We start from the raw sequence: 17,969 nt of genomic DNA, 5'->3' as shown, positions 1-17,969 counted from the left end.
TTATAATTAATAAATGTAAATTTTAATGGAGGTTAAACTGTGAAAAAATGTCCTGAATGTGGAAATCCTAGTTATGATGGTGCTCCTGTTTGTGGAAATTGTGGTTATAAATTTCCAAAACCAAAAGTTGTAGCTCCTAAACGTGAAGATATTTTCAAACAGGAACCAAAAGAACCTAAAGTTGAAAAAAAATCTTCAGATGACGAGGATACAATTAGTATTATTAAAGATAACAAAATGGTTATCGGTGCAATCTTGATTATAACTTTAATTGTTATTTGCGGAATCTTTTTGATGGGATCAAATAATCAAACTAGCAATAACTCTAATCCGGTAATTCAAAGCAATAATAATGATTTACTTGAATACAGCGCTAATGATTTTGCATTTAAATATCCAAGCAATTGGAAAGAAATAAATGGAAGTGATGCAGAACATCCTGGAGCAATATTCTTCCAAGATGAAAATAATGTTACAATTGAATATTATAACATTTCAAATGATGCCAAATCATTAAAAGACATCACTCAAGACAGAATCAACTATGCACAAACACAAGGTGCTTATGTTGAACTTGTAGAAACAATCACATTAGATGGTAGAAACTCATCAAACATCCTCTTGGAAAATGCTGATGGAGATTATACCAGATATGTTTCAATGTTTAGTGACGGCGAATTATATGTCTTTAAGATAACTGGAGATTCTGAAAATTCCGTTACTTCTGAAGCTATTGAAAGCACTATAAGTTCTGCAGATATTGCATAAGTATGATTTAATTCATACTTTTTTTCTATTTTTACGTGTTAAAATGACAAAAATTAAACTTGCTCTTTGTCAGATGAATGTTGTTGACGACAAAAAAGCAAATCTTAAAAAAGCTAGTCAGATGATAGCCGAAAGTGTTGAAAAAAATGCTGATTTTATAATTTTACCTGAAATGTTTAATTGCCCATACTCCAATGATAAATTCATTGAATATTGTGAAGAAGAGCATGACAGTTACACTTTAAATGAAATTTCCAAGCTAGCTAGTGACAATAATGTTTATATTTTAGCAGGATCAATTCCTGAAAGGAAATCGGATAAGTTATACAATACCAGTTATCTATTTGATAAAACCGGCTACGTAATTGCAAAACATAGAAAAATGCACCTTTTTGACATTGATGTTAAAGATAAGATTACCTTTAAGGAATCAGATGTTTTGACTGCTGGTGATGAGTTTACAATTGCTGAAACTGAATTTGGAAAAATAGGCATTGGAATATGCTATGATGTTCGATTTGTCGAACTTGCAAGAATAATGGTTGAAAATGGAGCTTTAATTTTGTGTTATCCTGGAGCGTTTAATCAAACCACAGGACCGGCACATTGGGAGCTGCTATTCCGTTCAAGAGCGCTTGACAATCAAGTCTTCTGCGTGGGCGTTGCACCAGCATTAAATAAAGATGCAACATATCACAGTTATGGACATTCAATTGTCACTAATCCGTGGGGAGAAGTTTTAACCCAAGCCAGGGAAAAAGAGGAATTGATTATTTGCGACATTGATTTAAATGAAATAAAAAAAGTTAGAGAGGAACTTCCTATTTTAAAAAACAAAAGGGAAGACCTCTACAGAGTACTATTTTAACTTAGCCAGCCTTTTCTCGAAGTAGGATAATTTCTTGTCATTACCTGCAAATACTTCGATTGCAGTTTCTATGACCCTTACTTCATTGTCATAGTCATTAGCTTTTCTGTATAAAACACATAATCTTTTATATGGAGCATCCTTAGCCTGTTTAGCTTCAACATAACGTTCATATTCCTTTATAGCCTTTTGAACATTTGTTTTTTCCATTTCTTTAATGGTGCTCATAGGAATTACTTTAACAATGCTTTTACCAGATGCCTTTGCTTCCTGTCTATTTTTAGCTTTCTTTAAAGCTTTATTACATGACTTCTTAAAGTCCTTATCCTCTTCAGCTTTTCTTGCATCTTTGATTAGTTTAATTGCATCATCAGTGGCCAAATCACCTAATGCCTGAATAGCTGCAAGTCTAACTCCCCAATCTTCATCTTCCAGACATTTTGAAATTGAATCCAATTCTTCTTCTGCTTGAAGTTCACCCAATGCACGCACTGCAACTTTTCTTACACCAAAATCTTCATCTTCTGTTGATTCAACAAAATAGGGAATGACTTTTTTATCTTCAGTTTCTTTGAGTGCAAAAGCAAGAAAACGTTTATCTTTACCCTGTGATGTTTTAAATTCTTCAATTAATTTATCAACAGCAACATCCCCCATACTTCCAAGGATCTCCGCTGCTTTAAATCTTACCTGAGCATTATCATCAGTTGTAGCTTTTATTAACGGTTCAATAGCATCTTCATCAGTAATGCCTACCAATGATTCAATAGCTTCTTTTCTGACTTTAACATCATCATTTGATAAATTGTTAATAGCATCTTGAAAATTTAAATTTGACATGATTATAATTAGATTTTAAGAATATATAAATACCCCTTACAGAAAAATGAAAAGTTAATTATGAGCCTTGTAGACCCTAAGCAAACATCAAAAAAAAGAAAAAGAAAATTGAAAATATAAATTTTCAATTTAAATACAGGTGTATCCACCGTCAACAGCGATTGCCTGACCAGTTACGTAACTGGATTTAGGGGATGCAAGGTATACTACTGTTGAGTCTAATTCCCCGTCGACACCAGATCTTCCTACAGGAACTACAGTTTTAGTGTATGCTTTGTATTCATCATTGTCGATTGTTTCACGTGTGAGCTCTGTTGGGAATGTACCAGGACAGATTGCGTTTACTGTAATGTTGTATTTTGCCCATTCTGCTGCTAATTGTCTTGTGAGGTTTACTACTCCACCTTTTGCTGCTGCATATGGGGATGTTGGTGTTGCCATGGTTCCGACTAAACCGAACATTGATGCTGTGTTGATGATTCTTCCGTATTTTTGTGGTATCATTGCTTCACGTGCTACTGCTCTGGACATTTTGAATGTTCCTGTAAGATCTACATCTACAGTCATGTTCCATTCTTCGTCAGTTAATAATTCTGCTTCTTTGGTTGCTCCGTATCCTGCGTTGTTGTGGAGAATGTCTATTCTTCCATAGTGGTCCATGATTTCTTTTACACAGTTTTCTACACTTTCGGTGTCTGTTACATCACAAGCTACACCTATGCAGTCAACTCCGATTTCTTTGATTTCTTCAACTACTTTTTCTAATCTTTCGACTCTTCTTCCGGTAACGACGATGTCTGCACCATATCTTGCATATGCTTTTGCCATGTCTACTCCGATACCGGAGGAAGCTCCGCTTACTACAGCGACTTGTCCTTGTAAATTAAATAAATCATTCATTTTTTATACCACCTTAGGCATTAGCCTATGTATAATATATATACAAAATTATACTATTTAACAATTTTTATTTAATAGTTTACAGGTTTACCGAATAATATTCAATTGATGTCAAAATTATTATACATTTTTCAATTAAAGATTGTTAAAAATACCGGACACTTCCCAACATAGAAATTATTAACAAAATAAGCATCATATTTAAAATACTGAAAATCAAAAAAATATAATGTCAATAAGAATTGAGGAATGTGAAAAATGATTGAAGAACAAACTAAAGAGTATAGCAAAAAGCAAATCTTTAAGATATTGCATCCATGGGTCAGAAAATGGTTTGACACACAATTCAGTGATTTCACACCTGCCCAGAAAAAATCAATCATTGACATTCACAAAAACAACAATATTTTAATTTCATCACCAACCGGTTCAGGTAAGACATTGACAGCATTCCTGTCAGTAATCAGCGAATTGACAACACTTGCTGAAAAAGAGGAACTGGAGGATAAGGTTTACTGCATTTACATTTCACCCCTGAAAGCATTGGACAATGATATTGAAAAGAATCTAGATGAACCTTTAAATGGTATTGAAAAGATAGCAGGCAGGAAACTTGGAATCAGAAAAGCCGTAAGAACCGGAGACACCTCACAGTACCAAAGACAGAAGATGCTTAAAAAACCGCCACATATCCTGATTACAACTCCTGAGACATTATCCATTTTACTTGTGGCTCCGAAATTCAGAGAAAAGCTGAGTCATGTGAAATATGTCATCATTGATGAAATTCACTCACTAGCTGAAAACAAAAGAGGAGTTCATTTAAGCCTATCCCTTGAGCGATTGCAGCACATGATTGGCCAATATACAAGAATAGGATTATCTGCAACCGTCAGTCCTATTGAGGAAGTTGCGAAATTCCTGGTCGGTTATGAATATGGTGTTGAGAGGAACTGTAAGATTGTCAACATAAATTATCTAAAGGAACTGGATATGGAAGTGATGTGTCCTGTAAGCGATATTGTACTAGCTGATGAGGAGGACACTCGCCTGGGAATGTATGACCTGCTGGATGATTTGATACAGGAAAACAAGACAACACTGATATTTACAAATACCCGTAGCGGAACAGAACGTTTTGTTTACAACTTAAAGAAAATGTATCCGATGAACTATAATAACTCCAATATCATGGCCCACCATTCCTCACTTTCAAAGGAAGTTCGTCTTGAAACAGAAAACAAGTTAAAGGAAGGGAAACTGAAGGCAGTTGTTTCATCAACATCTCTTGAACTTGGAATAGATATAGGTTATATTGACCTGGTAGTTTTGATAAATTCACCCAAATCCGTTGCAAGGGCACTTCAAAGAATCGGTAGAAGCGGACACAGGCTGCATGAAAAGTCAAAAGGAAGAATCATTGTAACTGACCGTGATGATTTGGTTGAGTGTTCAGTTCTGCTTAAAAATGCAAAGGAAGGAAAAATTGATAAAATCAACATTCCAACCAATTGTCTGGATGTTCTGGCACAGCACATTTATGGAATGAGCATTGAAAATCCATGGGATATAGACTATGCATATGACGTGATTCGCAAAAGCTACTGCTATAAAGATCTCACAAGAGATGATTATGAGGACGTGTTAAGTTATATGGCAGGAGAATATCCTGAACTTGAAGAGCGTTACGTTTACGCTAAGATTTGGATTGATTATAAAGAAAACACTTTCGGAAAACGTGGAAAACTGGCCAGAATGTTATACTCCACCAATATCGGAACCATACCTGACTCTTCAGGAGTTCTTGTCAAATGCGATGGTGAAACCGTCGGTAAAATTGAAGAGTCATTCATGGAGAGACTGAAAAAAGGAGATACCTTTGTTCTAGGTGGAAGAACCTATCGCTTCAACTACGGCAAGGGAATGACAATAAATGTAACTCCTGCAAGTGGCCCACCGACAATACCATCATGGTTTTCACAGCAGCTACCATTATCATTTGATCTTGCAATGGATATTCAGAAGTTCAGGTCATTTATGGAATCAAAATTTGAATATAGACGAAGCAAGGAAGAGATTATGGAATTCATTTATGATTACCTGTATGTTGATGACTTTGCAGCAAATTCAATCTATGAATATTTTGTTGAGCAATACAAATATGCCAAAATCCCTTCAAACAGATGTTTGCTCATTGAATACTATAAGGGCTTTGGCGGAAGGAAATTCGTAATATTCCATTCATTATTTGGTCGCAAGGTCAATGATGCCCTGTCCCGTGCCGTTGCTTATGTTGTTGCTCAAAGATACAATACGAATATTACAATATCCATTTCAGACAATGGATTCTATTTAAGCTCAGATGGTACAATTGGAGGTTTGGAATCATTTAGACAATTGACCCCTGAGAATTTTGAAAGAATTTTATCAAATTCCCTGAATAAAACAGAAACATTGGCTTCAAGGTTCCGTCATTGTGCAGGAAGGTCATTGATGACACTCAGGCGATACAAAGGCGAATCAAAATCAGTTGGAAGACAGCAGGTAAGAGGCAAGATTTTACTTAAGTTCGTTCAGGAAATGGATGATAATTTCTCAATTTTAAAGGAAGCTAGAAGAGAAGCAATGGAAGATTATATGGACATCAAGAATGCATTAAAAGTAATCAATATGATTGACAGTGGAGAAATAGAAATAAAAACAATAGATACCGTCATACCAAGTCCCTTTGCATTCAATCTGGTTTCACAAGGCTATCTTGATGTATTAAACCAAAATGACAAAGGCGAATTTACCAAAAGAATGCATCAGGCCATACTTGAACAGATTAAAGACAAATTAAAAGACATTTACTAAAGACTTCAGAAAAAATAAATAAATACTTTTATTAATTAATTCATATAATTATATTAAAAGGTGATTATTATGACAAAATGGAGTGCAGTTTTTATTGGTTTCATTTTAGCAGTTATCGTAAAATCATTTTTTGCACAATATGAATTTATTGGATTGTTAATTGTTGGTTTTATTACAGGCTACATTGCCCATAGCGGAGCATTGGGAGGTCTGTGGAATGCTGCCGTTGCAGGAGCATTAGGAACAATTATCTCTGCAATATTATTTGTTTTGGTTGCAACTTTCGGAGGAAGCCTATTTGGCATCTTTGGCGGATTAACAGGATTTACCATCTCTGGAATTGCAAGCATTTTTACAGTAATTGGATATTTAATATATTATGCGATTGTTATGGGAATTACAGGAGCATTTGGAGGAGCAATAGCTTCTAAAGATTAAGTTTTTGGAGAAATATATATGAAATATGATTTAGGTATTAACATTAAAGCTTTAGTGTTTGGTGCAGCAATAGCTGCAGCATTTATATTATTCGGATGGCAAATTAACGATTGGTTATATCCTTTCTCAGCAATGGGTCTTTTATATGCAGGATATGGTCAGGACAGCATTAAAAAAGGAACCCTCATGGGAGCACTTGCATCAACCCCAATTATAGTTTTAACATTCCAGGGATATATGGGTCAATTTGATGGATTTTTCGTTACTGAAAATGGAATATTAAGTGTGACAGTCCTCATCCTTATTGTTGGTGCTTTTGTTGGTCTTGTTGGTGCATGGGCAAAAAGAGATCGTATGAGAGCTTTAGAACAATACGAGAAAAAACAGCAAATCGGTAAAAATAAGAAAAAAAATAAAAAATAATAACTCTATGTTATTATTTTTTCTAGTTCATCTCTTTCTATTCCTCTTTTTATTTCAAGAGCAATTCTTCTACCCATACTCATTGGTTTACCATAGGTTAAGTATGAGTAAGGAGATCCGTCCATGAAAGTGTTGGTTCCACCATCAGTTCTGGCACTGATTTCAAAACAGATTACTTCAAGATTATCATTTACTAATGTTTGCATACAGAATGGTCCGTTCAATCCTGGAGCAACTAATTTTTTAGCACTTTCTGTTAACTTGTCTGCAATGTCAAATACTTGTGGAAGTAATGATTCACGAATTACAGCAGGGTGGTTACCGGTTACAACATAAGATGGGCTTAAATCAATGTCCAATTGGTCTTTTGCAGGCATTCTTACAAAACCGTCAATACTTGATTCATATCTTGTATCCATACCCATTAATTCAACTGTATCATCAAGTGCTGAGTAGAAATAGTGTATACAATAATTACAACCTGAAACATACTCTTCAATGTGAGCTGCTTCTACATCACTGTCTTCTAACCATCCCCTTGCTTTCATAGCTTCGATTTTTGAATTGAATTCTTCAGTTGAAGATGCTACAAAATAACCTCTTCCACCTCTTGCACCTGGGAATTTAACCATTACAGGTCTGTCGATTTCTTCAGGACCATCATATTTGAAAGGTATTCTGACATCACCTTCAACAAGCAATGCTCTTTCTTTGTCTCTTTCAGCCTCCCATCTAAGCACATCCCTGTTTCCAAACATTGGAACATTAAACTTGTCTTCAACATTGTCAAGACCAGCATATGCGACAAAAGATCCATGAGGAACAACAATAGCATTCATGTCTCTGAGTTTTTGTTGTACATCTTCATTTACGATGTCTTTGAATTCATCAACGATTATATATTCATCAGCAACTCCGAAACGTTGATATGGAACTTCTCTTCCTTTTTGACATACAATAGCTGTTCTAAATCCTTCTTCTTTTGCACCTTGCAAAATATGTAAAGATGTGTGGCTTCCGAGAGTAGCTATTGTAATTTCACTTTTGTCATATTTAGCCAAAATTTCTAAAATATCTTCCTTTTTAACTTCTCCCATTTTATCTTCTCCTAAAAGAATGATATATATAAGTATATTTTTAACAATTTATATAGTTTTTTTAATTAATTTTAAAAGTAATAATAAACAAAATATAACTTGAATTATTAAGGAATGAAAAAAATGTTAATTGGTTTAATTTCAGACACCCACATACCAGATAGAGCAAAAGTATTGCCTCAAAAAGTAATTGAAGCTTTCAGTAATGTAGACTTGATATTACATGCTGGAGATTTAACTTCACCAAGAGTTATTGAAGAGCTGGAAGAAATTGCTCCAGTCATGGCAGTTCAGGGAAATATGGACAGAGTCAATGGAATTGACTTGCCAAAAGCCAAAGTAATAGAAGCAGAAGGCTTAAAAATTGGAATCATACATGGAGAAGTCTATCCAAGAGCAGACAGTGACCAATTATTGTATCTGGCTAAAGAATTGGATGTGAACATTTTAGTTTCAGGCCACTCACACCAGCCAAAAATAGAACAGAAAGACGGAGTTTTACTTTTAAATCCAGGAAGCCCTATTGTTCCAAGACTTGCAGACAGAACAGTAATGATACTTGAAATCAACAACAGGGAAGTTGATGTGGAGATTGTAAAGATTGGCGCACCGGTATGTAGCGCACTTGATTTTGACCAATACAAGAGGGATTAAAATGGGAAGCAAATGGCAGATGGAAAAACACAATGACCCCTATTATAAAAAGGCTAAAAAGGAAGATTACCGTTCAAGAGCATCATATAAACTCAAACAACTTGATAAAAAGTATAAATTAATCAAACAAGGAAATACTGTAGTGGACCTTGGAGCAGCTCCAGGAGGCTGGTCACAAGTGGCTTTAGAAAAAGTTGGTGAAGAAGGTATCGTTGTTGGCGTTGACTTGAACAGATTCAAAAAATTCCATGAAGAAAACTATTTTGGATTAAGAGGAGACTTTACAACTCCTGAAGTTCAGCAGAAAATAATGGACCTCATCGGAGGAAAAGCAAAAGTCGTAATGTCTGATGCATCACCGTCATTATGCGGGATTAAAAATATTGATCAACTCAGATCAATCGATTTGACCTATGCAGTTATTGGAATAGCTGAAAACATCTTGGAGCCAAAAGGAAATTTGATTATGAAAGTATTTCAAGGCCCTGAGTATAAGGAAATGTTGGATTCACTTAAAGGCAAATTTAGACATGTGAGGACAACAAAACCTGCTTCTTCACGTAAAAAAAGTTCTGAAATGTATGTTGTTGGTCTGGAATATATGCCTAACAAAAAAAAGAGAAAAAGAAAATAATTAAAGATTATTATAGGCTTTATTAGCAGTATCGAGTTTTTCTTTAGCAAATTCAATTCTACTGTCAACTTCATTTGATGGTTTGCCTGCATCAAGAGCGCTTTGAACATTTTCAATAGCTGAATTTGCCCGTGTCAACTCCAATTTTGCATCATTATAAACTTTAACATCATCAGCACCGCCTGCATAATATGTTGATTTGATACTATCAAACTTCACAGACAGATTGCTATATGAGGCTCTTAACTCAGCAAGCTCATCATATTGAGTTCCAGAGGAAATTTCATTTGTAATTCCTGTTGAAACAATACTATAACCTACATAAGCCACTACAATAATTGTTGAAATAATCATGATAATTCCAACAACGGAAATTAACATTGAAGTAGATTTAAATAAGCTTAGTCTAGATTTTCTCATATTAACCTCAATTAATAATTTATTAGTATTAATTTTATTGATATTACTATATTAATGTTACTTTTCAAATGCTCTCACCAACATTTTAATAAGTATAAAAAATTAATATTATGGTGATGAACTCTACAGCTAAAACACAAACATCAACTGCAAAATTTGAAGAATTTTTTGCGACATCTTACAAGGATGATGTATTTAAAATACTTGAAAAATACCCTGATGAGAGATCACTTACCGTAAACTATCAATCATTAGAAATATTTGATCCAGAACTTGCAGATTTGTTAATTGAAAAACCTGAAGAGGTTATTCAAGCAGCACAAATTGCTATTAAAAACATCGACCCGTTAGTAAAAGATGCAGATATAAATATTCGTTTTGAACATTTAAGCAACATAATTCCATTAAAAGATTTATTAAGTAAATATATTGGAACATTTGTATCAGCAGATGGAATTGTAAGAAAAACAGATGAAATAAGACCTCGTATTGAAACTGGTGTTTTTGAATGTAGAGGATGTATGAGATTACATGAGGTCGAACAAACATCATCAAATACAATTATAGAACCTTCCTTGTGTAGTGAATGTGGTGGAAGGTCATTCAGATTGCTTCAGGAAGAATCCAAATACATTGACACTCAAACTGCAAGGATGCAGGAACCTTTAGAGAATCTCTCCGGAGGAACTGAACCTAAGCAGATGCTTATGATTCTGGAAGACGATTTGGTTGATGAATTGAATCCTGGAGATAAGGTAAGAATAACCGGTACATTAAAGACATTCAGAGAAGAAAGAAGTGGAAAATTCAAAAATTACATTTATGTTAATCACATCGAACCTTTAGAACAGGAATTTGAGGAATTACAACTTTCAGAAGAGGATGAAGAAAAGATTATTGAATTGTCACAAGACCCTCACATTTACGATAAAATTATCAAATCAACTGCCCCATCAATTAGAGGATACAGAGACGTTAAAGAAGCTATTGCACTTCAGTTATTTGGAGGAGCGGCCAAACAGCTTGAAGATGAAACCAAATTGAGAGGAGATATCCATATTCTTATTGTTGGAGACCCAGGTATTGGTAAATCCCAAATATTAAAATATGTATCCAGACTTGCTCCAAGAAGTATTTATACAAGTGGTAAAGGTACCAGTGGTGCGGGTTTAACTGCAGCGGCAGTTAGAGACGAGCTTGGCGGATGGTCACTGGAAGCAGGTGCATTGGTACTTGGGGACCAGGGTAACGTATGTGTTGACGAACTGGACAAGATGAGGTCAGAAGACCGTTCAGCACTCCACGAAGCATTGGAACAACAAACTGTAAGTATTGCAAAAGCAGGAATTATGGCAACATTGAACTCAAGGTGTTCTGTTCTTGCAGCTGCAAACCCTAAGTTTGGAAGATTTGACAGATACAAAGTACTTGCAGAGCAAATTGACTTGCCTGCTCCTATTATTTCCCGTTTCGATTTGATTTTTGTTATTGAAGATAAACCAAGCAGAGAAGGAGATGCAAAATTAGCAGAGCATATTCTAAAGATACACAAAGAGAATACTGTTGATTATGAAATTGAACCTGAACTGCTTAGAAAATATATTGCTTATGCCCGTAAAAATGTCAATCCTCAATTAACCGATGAAGCAAATCAAATCTTGCAAGAATTCTATGTAAATACAAGAAACAGCAATCCCGAAGAACAGGGAGCAGTTCCAATTACTGCAAGACAGCTTGAAGCTATCATTCGTTTATCTGAAGCAAGTGCTAAGATTAAACTTAAAGAATTCGTTGAAAAGGAAGATGCTGAAAAAGCTGTAAGACTGCAAATGGCATGTCTTAAGGAAGTTGGTGTTGATCCTGAAACCGGTGAAATTGATGCAGATATCGTTAGTGGAGGAACACCAAAATCAGATAGGGACAAAATCCAAAGAGTGACTGAAGAAATCAAACTCCTTGAAGAAGAATTTGCAGGTGATGCACCATTGAACGTTTTACTTTCAAACATGAGCGACAAATATGGTGTCAGTGAGGATAAAACCGAACAAATCGTAAGAAACCTTATTCAAAAAGGAGTTATTTATCAACCGACAACCGGATACTTTAGACGCGTAGTCTAAATTTAAATTTTTAAATTTAACCCTGTCAAGATTAATTGAATATAGTTTTTAATATACAATTCTTGATTTTGACAGCAAACAATTTTTATTTTCTTATTTTTACAAAATTAAAACCATGTAAAAATAAACCACCAACCGAATGGTGGAAAAAATATTTAAAGACAAAAATAACCGTCAAATTATGTAAAAATCATTTAACATTACCCATAACTGTAAAAAAGAATGTTAAAAATATCCTACTTCAAATAAAAATAATATCAAACAATATTACAAATATATGGCACCAAAATTTGTAAATAAGACTTAAAAAGACATCACATACTGTTTAAAGCTGATCAAAGCATCGAATACAACAATATTCGATAACAATAACTTTAATAATTATTAAAGATAAATTTAGAAATGTTATGAAAAAATTGTTGTTGGTCGTATTAATTTTTTTAATTATAGGTACTGTCAGTGCTCATGATGACTTAAATGACACTGCAGATTCATTACTCAAAGATACGGAATATAATTCAAACATCGACGATGATGATGGAATATTAGTAGTGGAAGAAGATGACTATATTCCCGTTGAGGTTAAGGTTAATGAATCTTGGAGCCTGAATGTTTATATTGACAGACATGATTCCCCAATCAATGAGGAATTAGACAATGTGAGCTACGACCAAATAGACATTCCAACAAGCGTTAAGATTAATGATGATGAAGAGCAGCTATCTTTAGGAAAACATAATATTGTCTATGAATTCAAATTCATCAATACCACATCAATATATAAGCCTGATGCATACATCAGCGATTCAGGAGTATCTTTTGACTTTAACTTTATGCGCAACAGCAAAAACCCGCAAAACCTAATTTATAGATTCACTTCACAGTTCAACATTATCAAATCCATAGATCCTATAGTCCAAACATTCTATCCAGATGACCTGAATATAACATATTCCGATTCACTTTCATTCAACCTTAAAGGGATACGTTCCGGTGAAGCAAATTTTTATATTGACGACAAATTATTTAATTCATATGAAATTGATGAAAATATTAATGATGAGGAGCTTGACACCACCAAGTTGGCAATAGGTTCGTATAATCTTGTCCTCATAGTGAAATCTGATAAGGTATATGCAGACTATGATGTGAATGCAGATACTTCCAATTCAGAGATTACAGTTAATTTTGCAAAATCCAAAAGAGTCAATACTCCAAACAGATACATCATCATAATAAATACCACTTTAAATGTTTGTAAATTTCCAGAATTAAATATAATCAATTTAAATGCACCTCCAATTGATGTAACTTACACCAGAAGCATCCCAGTGTATCTTGAAGGTGAAGGGGGAGGAAATCTTACAGTATATATTGACGGCAGGAAAGTTTATGACAATTCAGTCTTATTGAGCTGGGAAAATGCATGTTACATACCTACAAAAGATAGCAATGGAAATTATTTTGATGAGGGAACTCATGACATTTCATTTGAATTCACTCCTTCAGACAAGTATTCCCGTTTCAATCCTGAAATATCATTAAAAAACAATGCTTTAACACTCAACTTTTTAAATTCACAGGACAGCAGTGCATTTTTAAATGACAAATATGTGGCAAATACCAAATTGAACATTATCAACAAAAACACACAATTCATCCCTATCGAGTCTTCTGCAGTCATAAACATCATTCATACAGAAGACATTAATCTTAAAATAGATAATTTACCTTATTCATATAATTTGACCGTTTTTGTAGATGATGTTGAAATCTTTGATGAGTACACCTCCAATAACATAATCAACATCAAAACATTCTTTGAAAGGTCATCAATTGAAGAGACAAATGAAAGAGACATCCAAACAGGCAGCCACAGCATAAGGTTTGAGTTTAAGGCATTATACACTTATGATGTTGATGTTGAATTTAAAGACAATACCATGCATTTCAAATTCAGACAAATCGACTCCGACAGCAATCCGAATGGAGTTTATTATCAGCTCAACACTTCCCTAATCGTTAATGAAAAGAAAAAGACAGTCCATATCTTAAATGTTAAAAACAATACTTATTTTGATGATACTGAATTTGTCGTTAGAATGGACACATACAAACCTGAGGACGATGACGACTGGGACGATGATGATGAGGAAAATCCAATTGGTACACAGGACGTGGGCATCATTGTAAGTGATGAAAACGGAATAGTATACATCGGAGATAATCTGATGAATGTTTACCAGCACAAGCAGTGGAACTATGAGTTTGAAAATGAGATGCTTCCGAAAGCCGGAAAATACACTATAAAAATTATCAATTTAGCGGACAACACTTATGATACTGCAAAATTTGAAGTTAAAAAAGCCAATAGGATTTTTGCTAAAAAATATACTTCAGATGACTTCAATGTTTTATTCACACTTGATTTTTCATCCTGCAAGGAAGATTTGAATGGATATTGCCATGTTACTTTAAACAATGAAGAAAAAGCAATCAATGTTAAAAAAGGTTTAGTGAAAAGCAAAAAAGAAGTGCTTTTTAAAGACATAGACCCAGGAACCTACACTGCAACATTCACCCTTAAAGGAAATGAAATATATAATGACGTTACTTTAAAATCAAAGGTCACAGTGAAAAAAGAAGCTCCAAAAATTAGCTATCATAAAAATGGAGGAAATAAGCTTGACCTGACAATAGATATCGGCAAATCAAAAACTGATGCAGTTTTGATTGTAAGTGCTGGCGGAGTACAGAAGAAATTTACAGTGAATAAAAACACCAAACACCTTACAGTTGAGTTTGATAATTTAAAATCCGGCAGTTATGATGTTGAAATAAATTTCAAGGGAAATGAAAGATATACATCCAAAGCACTCGAAACACAATTAGAAATCACACACCATTCAAAACCTTCAGTTCCACAATCACATAAACAAACCAATAAGACAACTAATGGCAACGGTTTTGGAAACAATACCGGCGGAATCGGAACCGGAAGTGGAGATTCAAATGCAACAGGCAGTGGAAACGGCACATACAACGGAAAAATATCATTAAATGGGAAAGGATTTAATGGAGATTTAGGTTCACAAGGAAGCGGACATGGGGCTAAAAGTTACGAAGTAACCAAAAACATCATTAAATATGATGATAATATGAATACAATGTTTATACTTTTAATCATATTGATTATCATTCTATTTTTAAGTTTCCTCTATGAAAGAAGAGATGATGACGATTCAGAGGAATATTAACTTCTACAAATTATTCTACATCAAATTACTTTAATGCTTAAAATCCAGGCAATTATACTTTTTTCAAAATTTTCATATAGAATTAAAAAATAAACAATATTCCTATTATAAAATATAATGTAACATATATAATACTTAATTGATTAATATATTATTATATTCACATGTGAATATTAAATAAAAACATGAAGTGTAAAATATGAAGATAAAAAACATAATGCTTTTAACATTACTGTTATTGACAGTTTTAACAATAGGAGCCGTTAATGCGGCAGATGATATTGCATCAGACAACATGACTGTTAGTGATGATGCAGATATCATAGCATATGACTATGATGAGGATGATGAGTACGAGTATTATTTCGATCCTAATGAGGACGAAATATCCCTCGATCCGGATGATAACAACACCCTTACAGATATCTACTTGCCAAGTGAGGCAAAAGGTTATGTCGAAGTATCTACAGATAGAGAGAACATTGTAAGATTAGATGTCGATATCACTGATGACAATCATTGGGAAGAAGATGAAGATGGATTAAGTGGTACAATATCCATAGGAGATATTTTTGATAATTTAAGCAAGATTAAAAACGGCGATAATCTCACTTTCAAATATTACGAAATCAAAAATCAAAAACCTGAACTTATAGATATGTTTACAATTGTATGCAAGGTCACTTTAACTGAATCCACCATGACATTAACTGAAATCGATGATGAGTATGAATCAGAAGATATTGAAGTTGACTACTCTGTTGACATTGATGAAGGAATCATCATGGAAAACAATTGGGAAGAAACCGAATTAATCAAGATTACAGTTAACAATGAAAATTTAGATGGTAGATTTGAAATTTGGATTAATAAAACACTATCATTTAATAAGACCTTAGATTTATTAGATAGAGATGTTGATGACTATATTATCTATCTAAAGGATTTAAGCATAAATAAAGCAGGAACTTATATAATAGAAAGTTATTTTTATGATAATAATGGAGCAGTTAAATATAATTCAACTGAAGAAGAAGCAGAACAAATTATTTTAACATTATATGAACCACAAACTGCAGAAATAGATGGAGTATCAATTATTGTTGATTCCAGAACTAAAGTAATCACCAGTAATGAAAGTTTTATTACAGTTGATTCATCTGCTAGTGAAGATGACAATATAACAATTTATGTTGATGATGAAGAACCAATCACAATAAAACTTAACAACACTAGAAGAGATGAAGACAATAATTATATCATCGGATTTAAAGAATTGAACAGGCTTCTTGAAGTTGGAGAACATACCATAAATATTACATATAAAGGCAAAAATATAACTGACAAAAAAATTAATTTAATCTCAAACATCGTTATTACTTTAGAAGATGAAACAGTTTATACTGAATATGAAGACTATTTTGTTTTCATTAGTTTAGAAGACGGAGAAATTAAAAATCCTGAAACTATTTTAGAAGGCAAAATCAATTTAACCATAAAGGACGATGATGGAGATATCATTGCTACCTGGGAAAAAGATATTGGAGACATACAACCAAGTATTGAGGAAAACGAAGATGCTCTTGTAATAAGAGCCAAAGACATAAACCCTACATTAAACGGAACATACACTGTTGTTGTAATGTATTTTGACGGTAATGAAGCTGCAACCAAAGTTGAAAGCAAAGTGACTTTCAAAACATTAACTGCTGAAGACTATGGGACATTAATTAATGAAACCATTAAAGATAAAAATGCTTCAGTAATCACATTCACTGCACTTCCGTTAATCGATAACATCATAATTGAAATTGATGGAAAACAAGCCGATAAATCATACTTAAAAGATTTATATAATCAGGAAGGAGAATATTATATAAAATATGATAAACTAGAAGGTCTTACAGAAGGATCTCATAAAATAATCGTTTCTATTGAAAAAGAAAACGGAAAACTCACAGAAATTGCTAGTGGAAATATCATCGTTGATTTAGAAGAAAATATTGACCCTAACTTATCAATCACCGCTGCAAATATTGAAGAAGGCAATGCTGCCAATATAGTTATTACCACAAACTCTGCATTCACTGGAGAAGTTATAGTGCAAGTTGCAAACAAAAATTACTCAGTCAACATCAATAAAGGTCAAGGTAGTCTTAAAATCACAGGTTTAACAGCAAATACCTATACAGCAACAGTATTATTCAAATCAGACGGAATATTTAACGACAGCACCAAAACTACAACATTTAAAGTAACTTCAAAATCAGTAACTCCAGCTAAAACAGTCATTAAATTAACTTTAAAAAAGGTTAAAGTCAAAAAATCTGCTAAAAAACTTGTCTTAAAAGCAACCTTAAAAATCAATGGAAAAGCTCCTAAAAAAGGAACTAAAATAACCTTCACATTTAAAGGCAAAAAATATGTAGGTAAGACCAATAAAAAAGGTGTTGCTAAAGTAACCATCAAGAAAAAAGTATTGAAAAAACTTAAAGTGGGTAAAAAAGTAAAATACACTGCAAAATACTTAAATAAAACCGTTAAAAAAACAGTTAAAGTCAAAAAATAAGGATTAACTTCCTTATTTTATTCTTATTTTTAGATAGTTAACACCACTGAATTAAAATAAAACTCCAATCAGTTAAAACCAAAAAAAAAATAAATATGGATCAAAAAACTGATGGAATAACCTCT

General features: G+C 33.4%; 14 protein-coding genes. 10 read left to right on the top strand and 4 right to left on the bottom strand.

The genetic code is table 11. The features are described from left to right. Positions 1 to 39: 39 nt before the first annotated feature. Both IJ258_RS01545 and IJ258_RS01540 read left to right on the top strand, forming a co-directional pair. The gene (locus IJ258_RS01545; protein ID WP_292801956.1) at positions 40 to 768 is read left to right on the top strand and encodes a PsbP-related protein; all 729 of its coding nucleotides are present in this window, start codon (positions 40 to 42) and stop codon (positions 766 to 768) included. Between the two features lie 43 nt (positions 769 to 811). Beyond that, positions 812 to 1,636, top strand: coding sequence for a carbon-nitrogen hydrolase family protein (locus tag IJ258_RS01540; RefSeq protein ID WP_292801954.1), 825 nt, complete (start codon positions 812 to 814; stop codon positions 1,634 to 1,636). On the opposite strand, the gene IJ258_RS01535 is transcribed toward IJ258_RS01540, so the two are convergent. Both IJ258_RS01535 and IJ258_RS01530 read right to left on the bottom strand, forming a co-directional pair. After that, the gene (locus tag IJ258_RS01535) at positions 1,628 to 2,476 is read right to left on the bottom strand and encodes a HEAT repeat domain-containing protein (protein WP_292801952.1); all 849 of its coding nucleotides are present in this window, start codon (positions 2,474 to 2,476) and stop codon (positions 1,628 to 1,630) included. The two genes, IJ258_RS01540 and IJ258_RS01535, sit on opposite strands and share 9 nt — an antisense overlap. Before the next feature lie 129 nt (positions 2,477 to 2,605). Next, positions 2,606 to 3,376 carry an SDR family NAD(P)-dependent oxidoreductase gene (locus IJ258_RS01530; protein WP_292801950.1) on the bottom strand — a complete coding sequence of 257 codons (771 nt, stop codon included), beginning with the start codon at positions 3,374 to 3,376 and terminating at the stop codon, positions 2,606 to 2,608. A 258-nt stretch (positions 3,377 to 3,634) separates the two neighbouring features. Here IJ258_RS01530 and IJ258_RS01525 point away from each other — a divergent pair, with 258 nt between their 5' ends. From IJ258_RS01525 to IJ258_RS01515, 3 genes are all read left to right on the top strand, one after another. Next, positions 3,635 to 6,232 carry an ATP-dependent helicase gene (locus IJ258_RS01525; RefSeq protein ID WP_292801948.1) on the top strand — a complete coding sequence of 866 codons (2,598 nt, stop codon included), beginning with the start codon at positions 3,635 to 3,637 and terminating at the stop codon, positions 6,230 to 6,232. A 69-nt stretch (positions 6,233 to 6,301) separates the two neighbouring features. Next, positions 6,302 to 6,670: a DUF5518 domain-containing protein gene (locus IJ258_RS01520; RefSeq protein ID WP_292801946.1), complete on the top strand. Its 369-nt coding sequence runs from the start codon at positions 6,302 to 6,304 to the stop codon at positions 6,668 to 6,670. 18 nt (positions 6,671 to 6,688) lie between these two features. After that, a complete protein-coding gene (locus tag IJ258_RS01515; protein ID WP_292801944.1) occupies positions 6,689 to 7,093 on the top strand; it encodes a hypothetical protein in 405 nt (134 codons plus the stop codon). A 5-nt stretch (positions 7,094 to 7,098) separates the two neighbouring features. Here IJ258_RS01515 and IJ258_RS01510 read toward each other — a convergent pair whose 3' ends face one another. After that, a complete protein-coding gene (locus IJ258_RS01510; RefSeq protein WP_292801942.1) occupies positions 7,099 to 8,190 on the bottom strand; it encodes a formate--phosphoribosylaminoimidazolecarboxamide ligase in 1,092 nt (363 codons plus the stop codon). Between the two features lie 114 nt (positions 8,191 to 8,304). Between IJ258_RS01510 and IJ258_RS01505 the strand changes: the two genes are divergently transcribed. Beyond that, entirely contained in the window at positions 8,305 to 8,844 is a 540-nt protein-coding gene (locus IJ258_RS01505; protein WP_292801940.1) for a metallophosphoesterase, read from the top strand. A 1-nt stretch (position 8,845) separates the two neighbouring features. Continuing rightward, entirely contained in the window at positions 8,846 to 9,478 is a 633-nt protein-coding gene (locus IJ258_RS01500; protein WP_292801938.1) for an RlmE family RNA methyltransferase, read from the top strand. On the opposite strand, the gene IJ258_RS01495 is transcribed toward IJ258_RS01500, so the two are convergent. After that, a complete protein-coding gene (locus tag IJ258_RS01495) occupies positions 9,479 to 9,898 on the bottom strand; it encodes a hypothetical protein (RefSeq protein WP_292801936.1) in 420 nt (139 codons plus the stop codon). Positions 9,899 to 10,014: 116 nt separating this feature from the next. Between IJ258_RS01495 and mcm the strand changes: the two genes are divergently transcribed. From mcm to IJ258_RS01480, 3 genes are all read left to right on the top strand, one after another. After that, on the top strand, positions 10,015 to 12,018 hold the full coding sequence (gene mcm / locus IJ258_RS01490; RefSeq protein WP_292801934.1) for a minichromosome maintenance protein MCM: 2,004 nt from the start codon (positions 10,015 to 10,017) through the stop codon (positions 12,016 to 12,018). 407 nt (positions 12,019 to 12,425) lie between these two features. Next, entirely contained in the window at positions 12,426 to 15,275 is a 2,850-nt protein-coding gene (locus IJ258_RS01485; RefSeq protein ID WP_292801932.1) for a hypothetical protein, read from the top strand. A gap of 199 nt (positions 15,276 to 15,474) precedes the next feature. Then, the gene (locus IJ258_RS01480) at positions 15,475 to 17,844 is read left to right on the top strand and encodes a hypothetical protein (protein ID WP_292801930.1); all 2,370 of its coding nucleotides are present in this window, start codon (positions 15,475 to 15,477) and stop codon (positions 17,842 to 17,844) included. The last annotated feature ends 125 nt before the right edge of the window (positions 17,845 to 17,969 follow it).

This window comes from Methanobrevibacter sp., from assembly GCF_017468685.1.
Lineage (GTDB): Archaea > Methanobacteriota > Methanobacteria > Methanobacteriales > Methanobacteriaceae > Methanocatella.
This window is presented reverse-complemented; position numbering and strand designations above follow the sequence as displayed.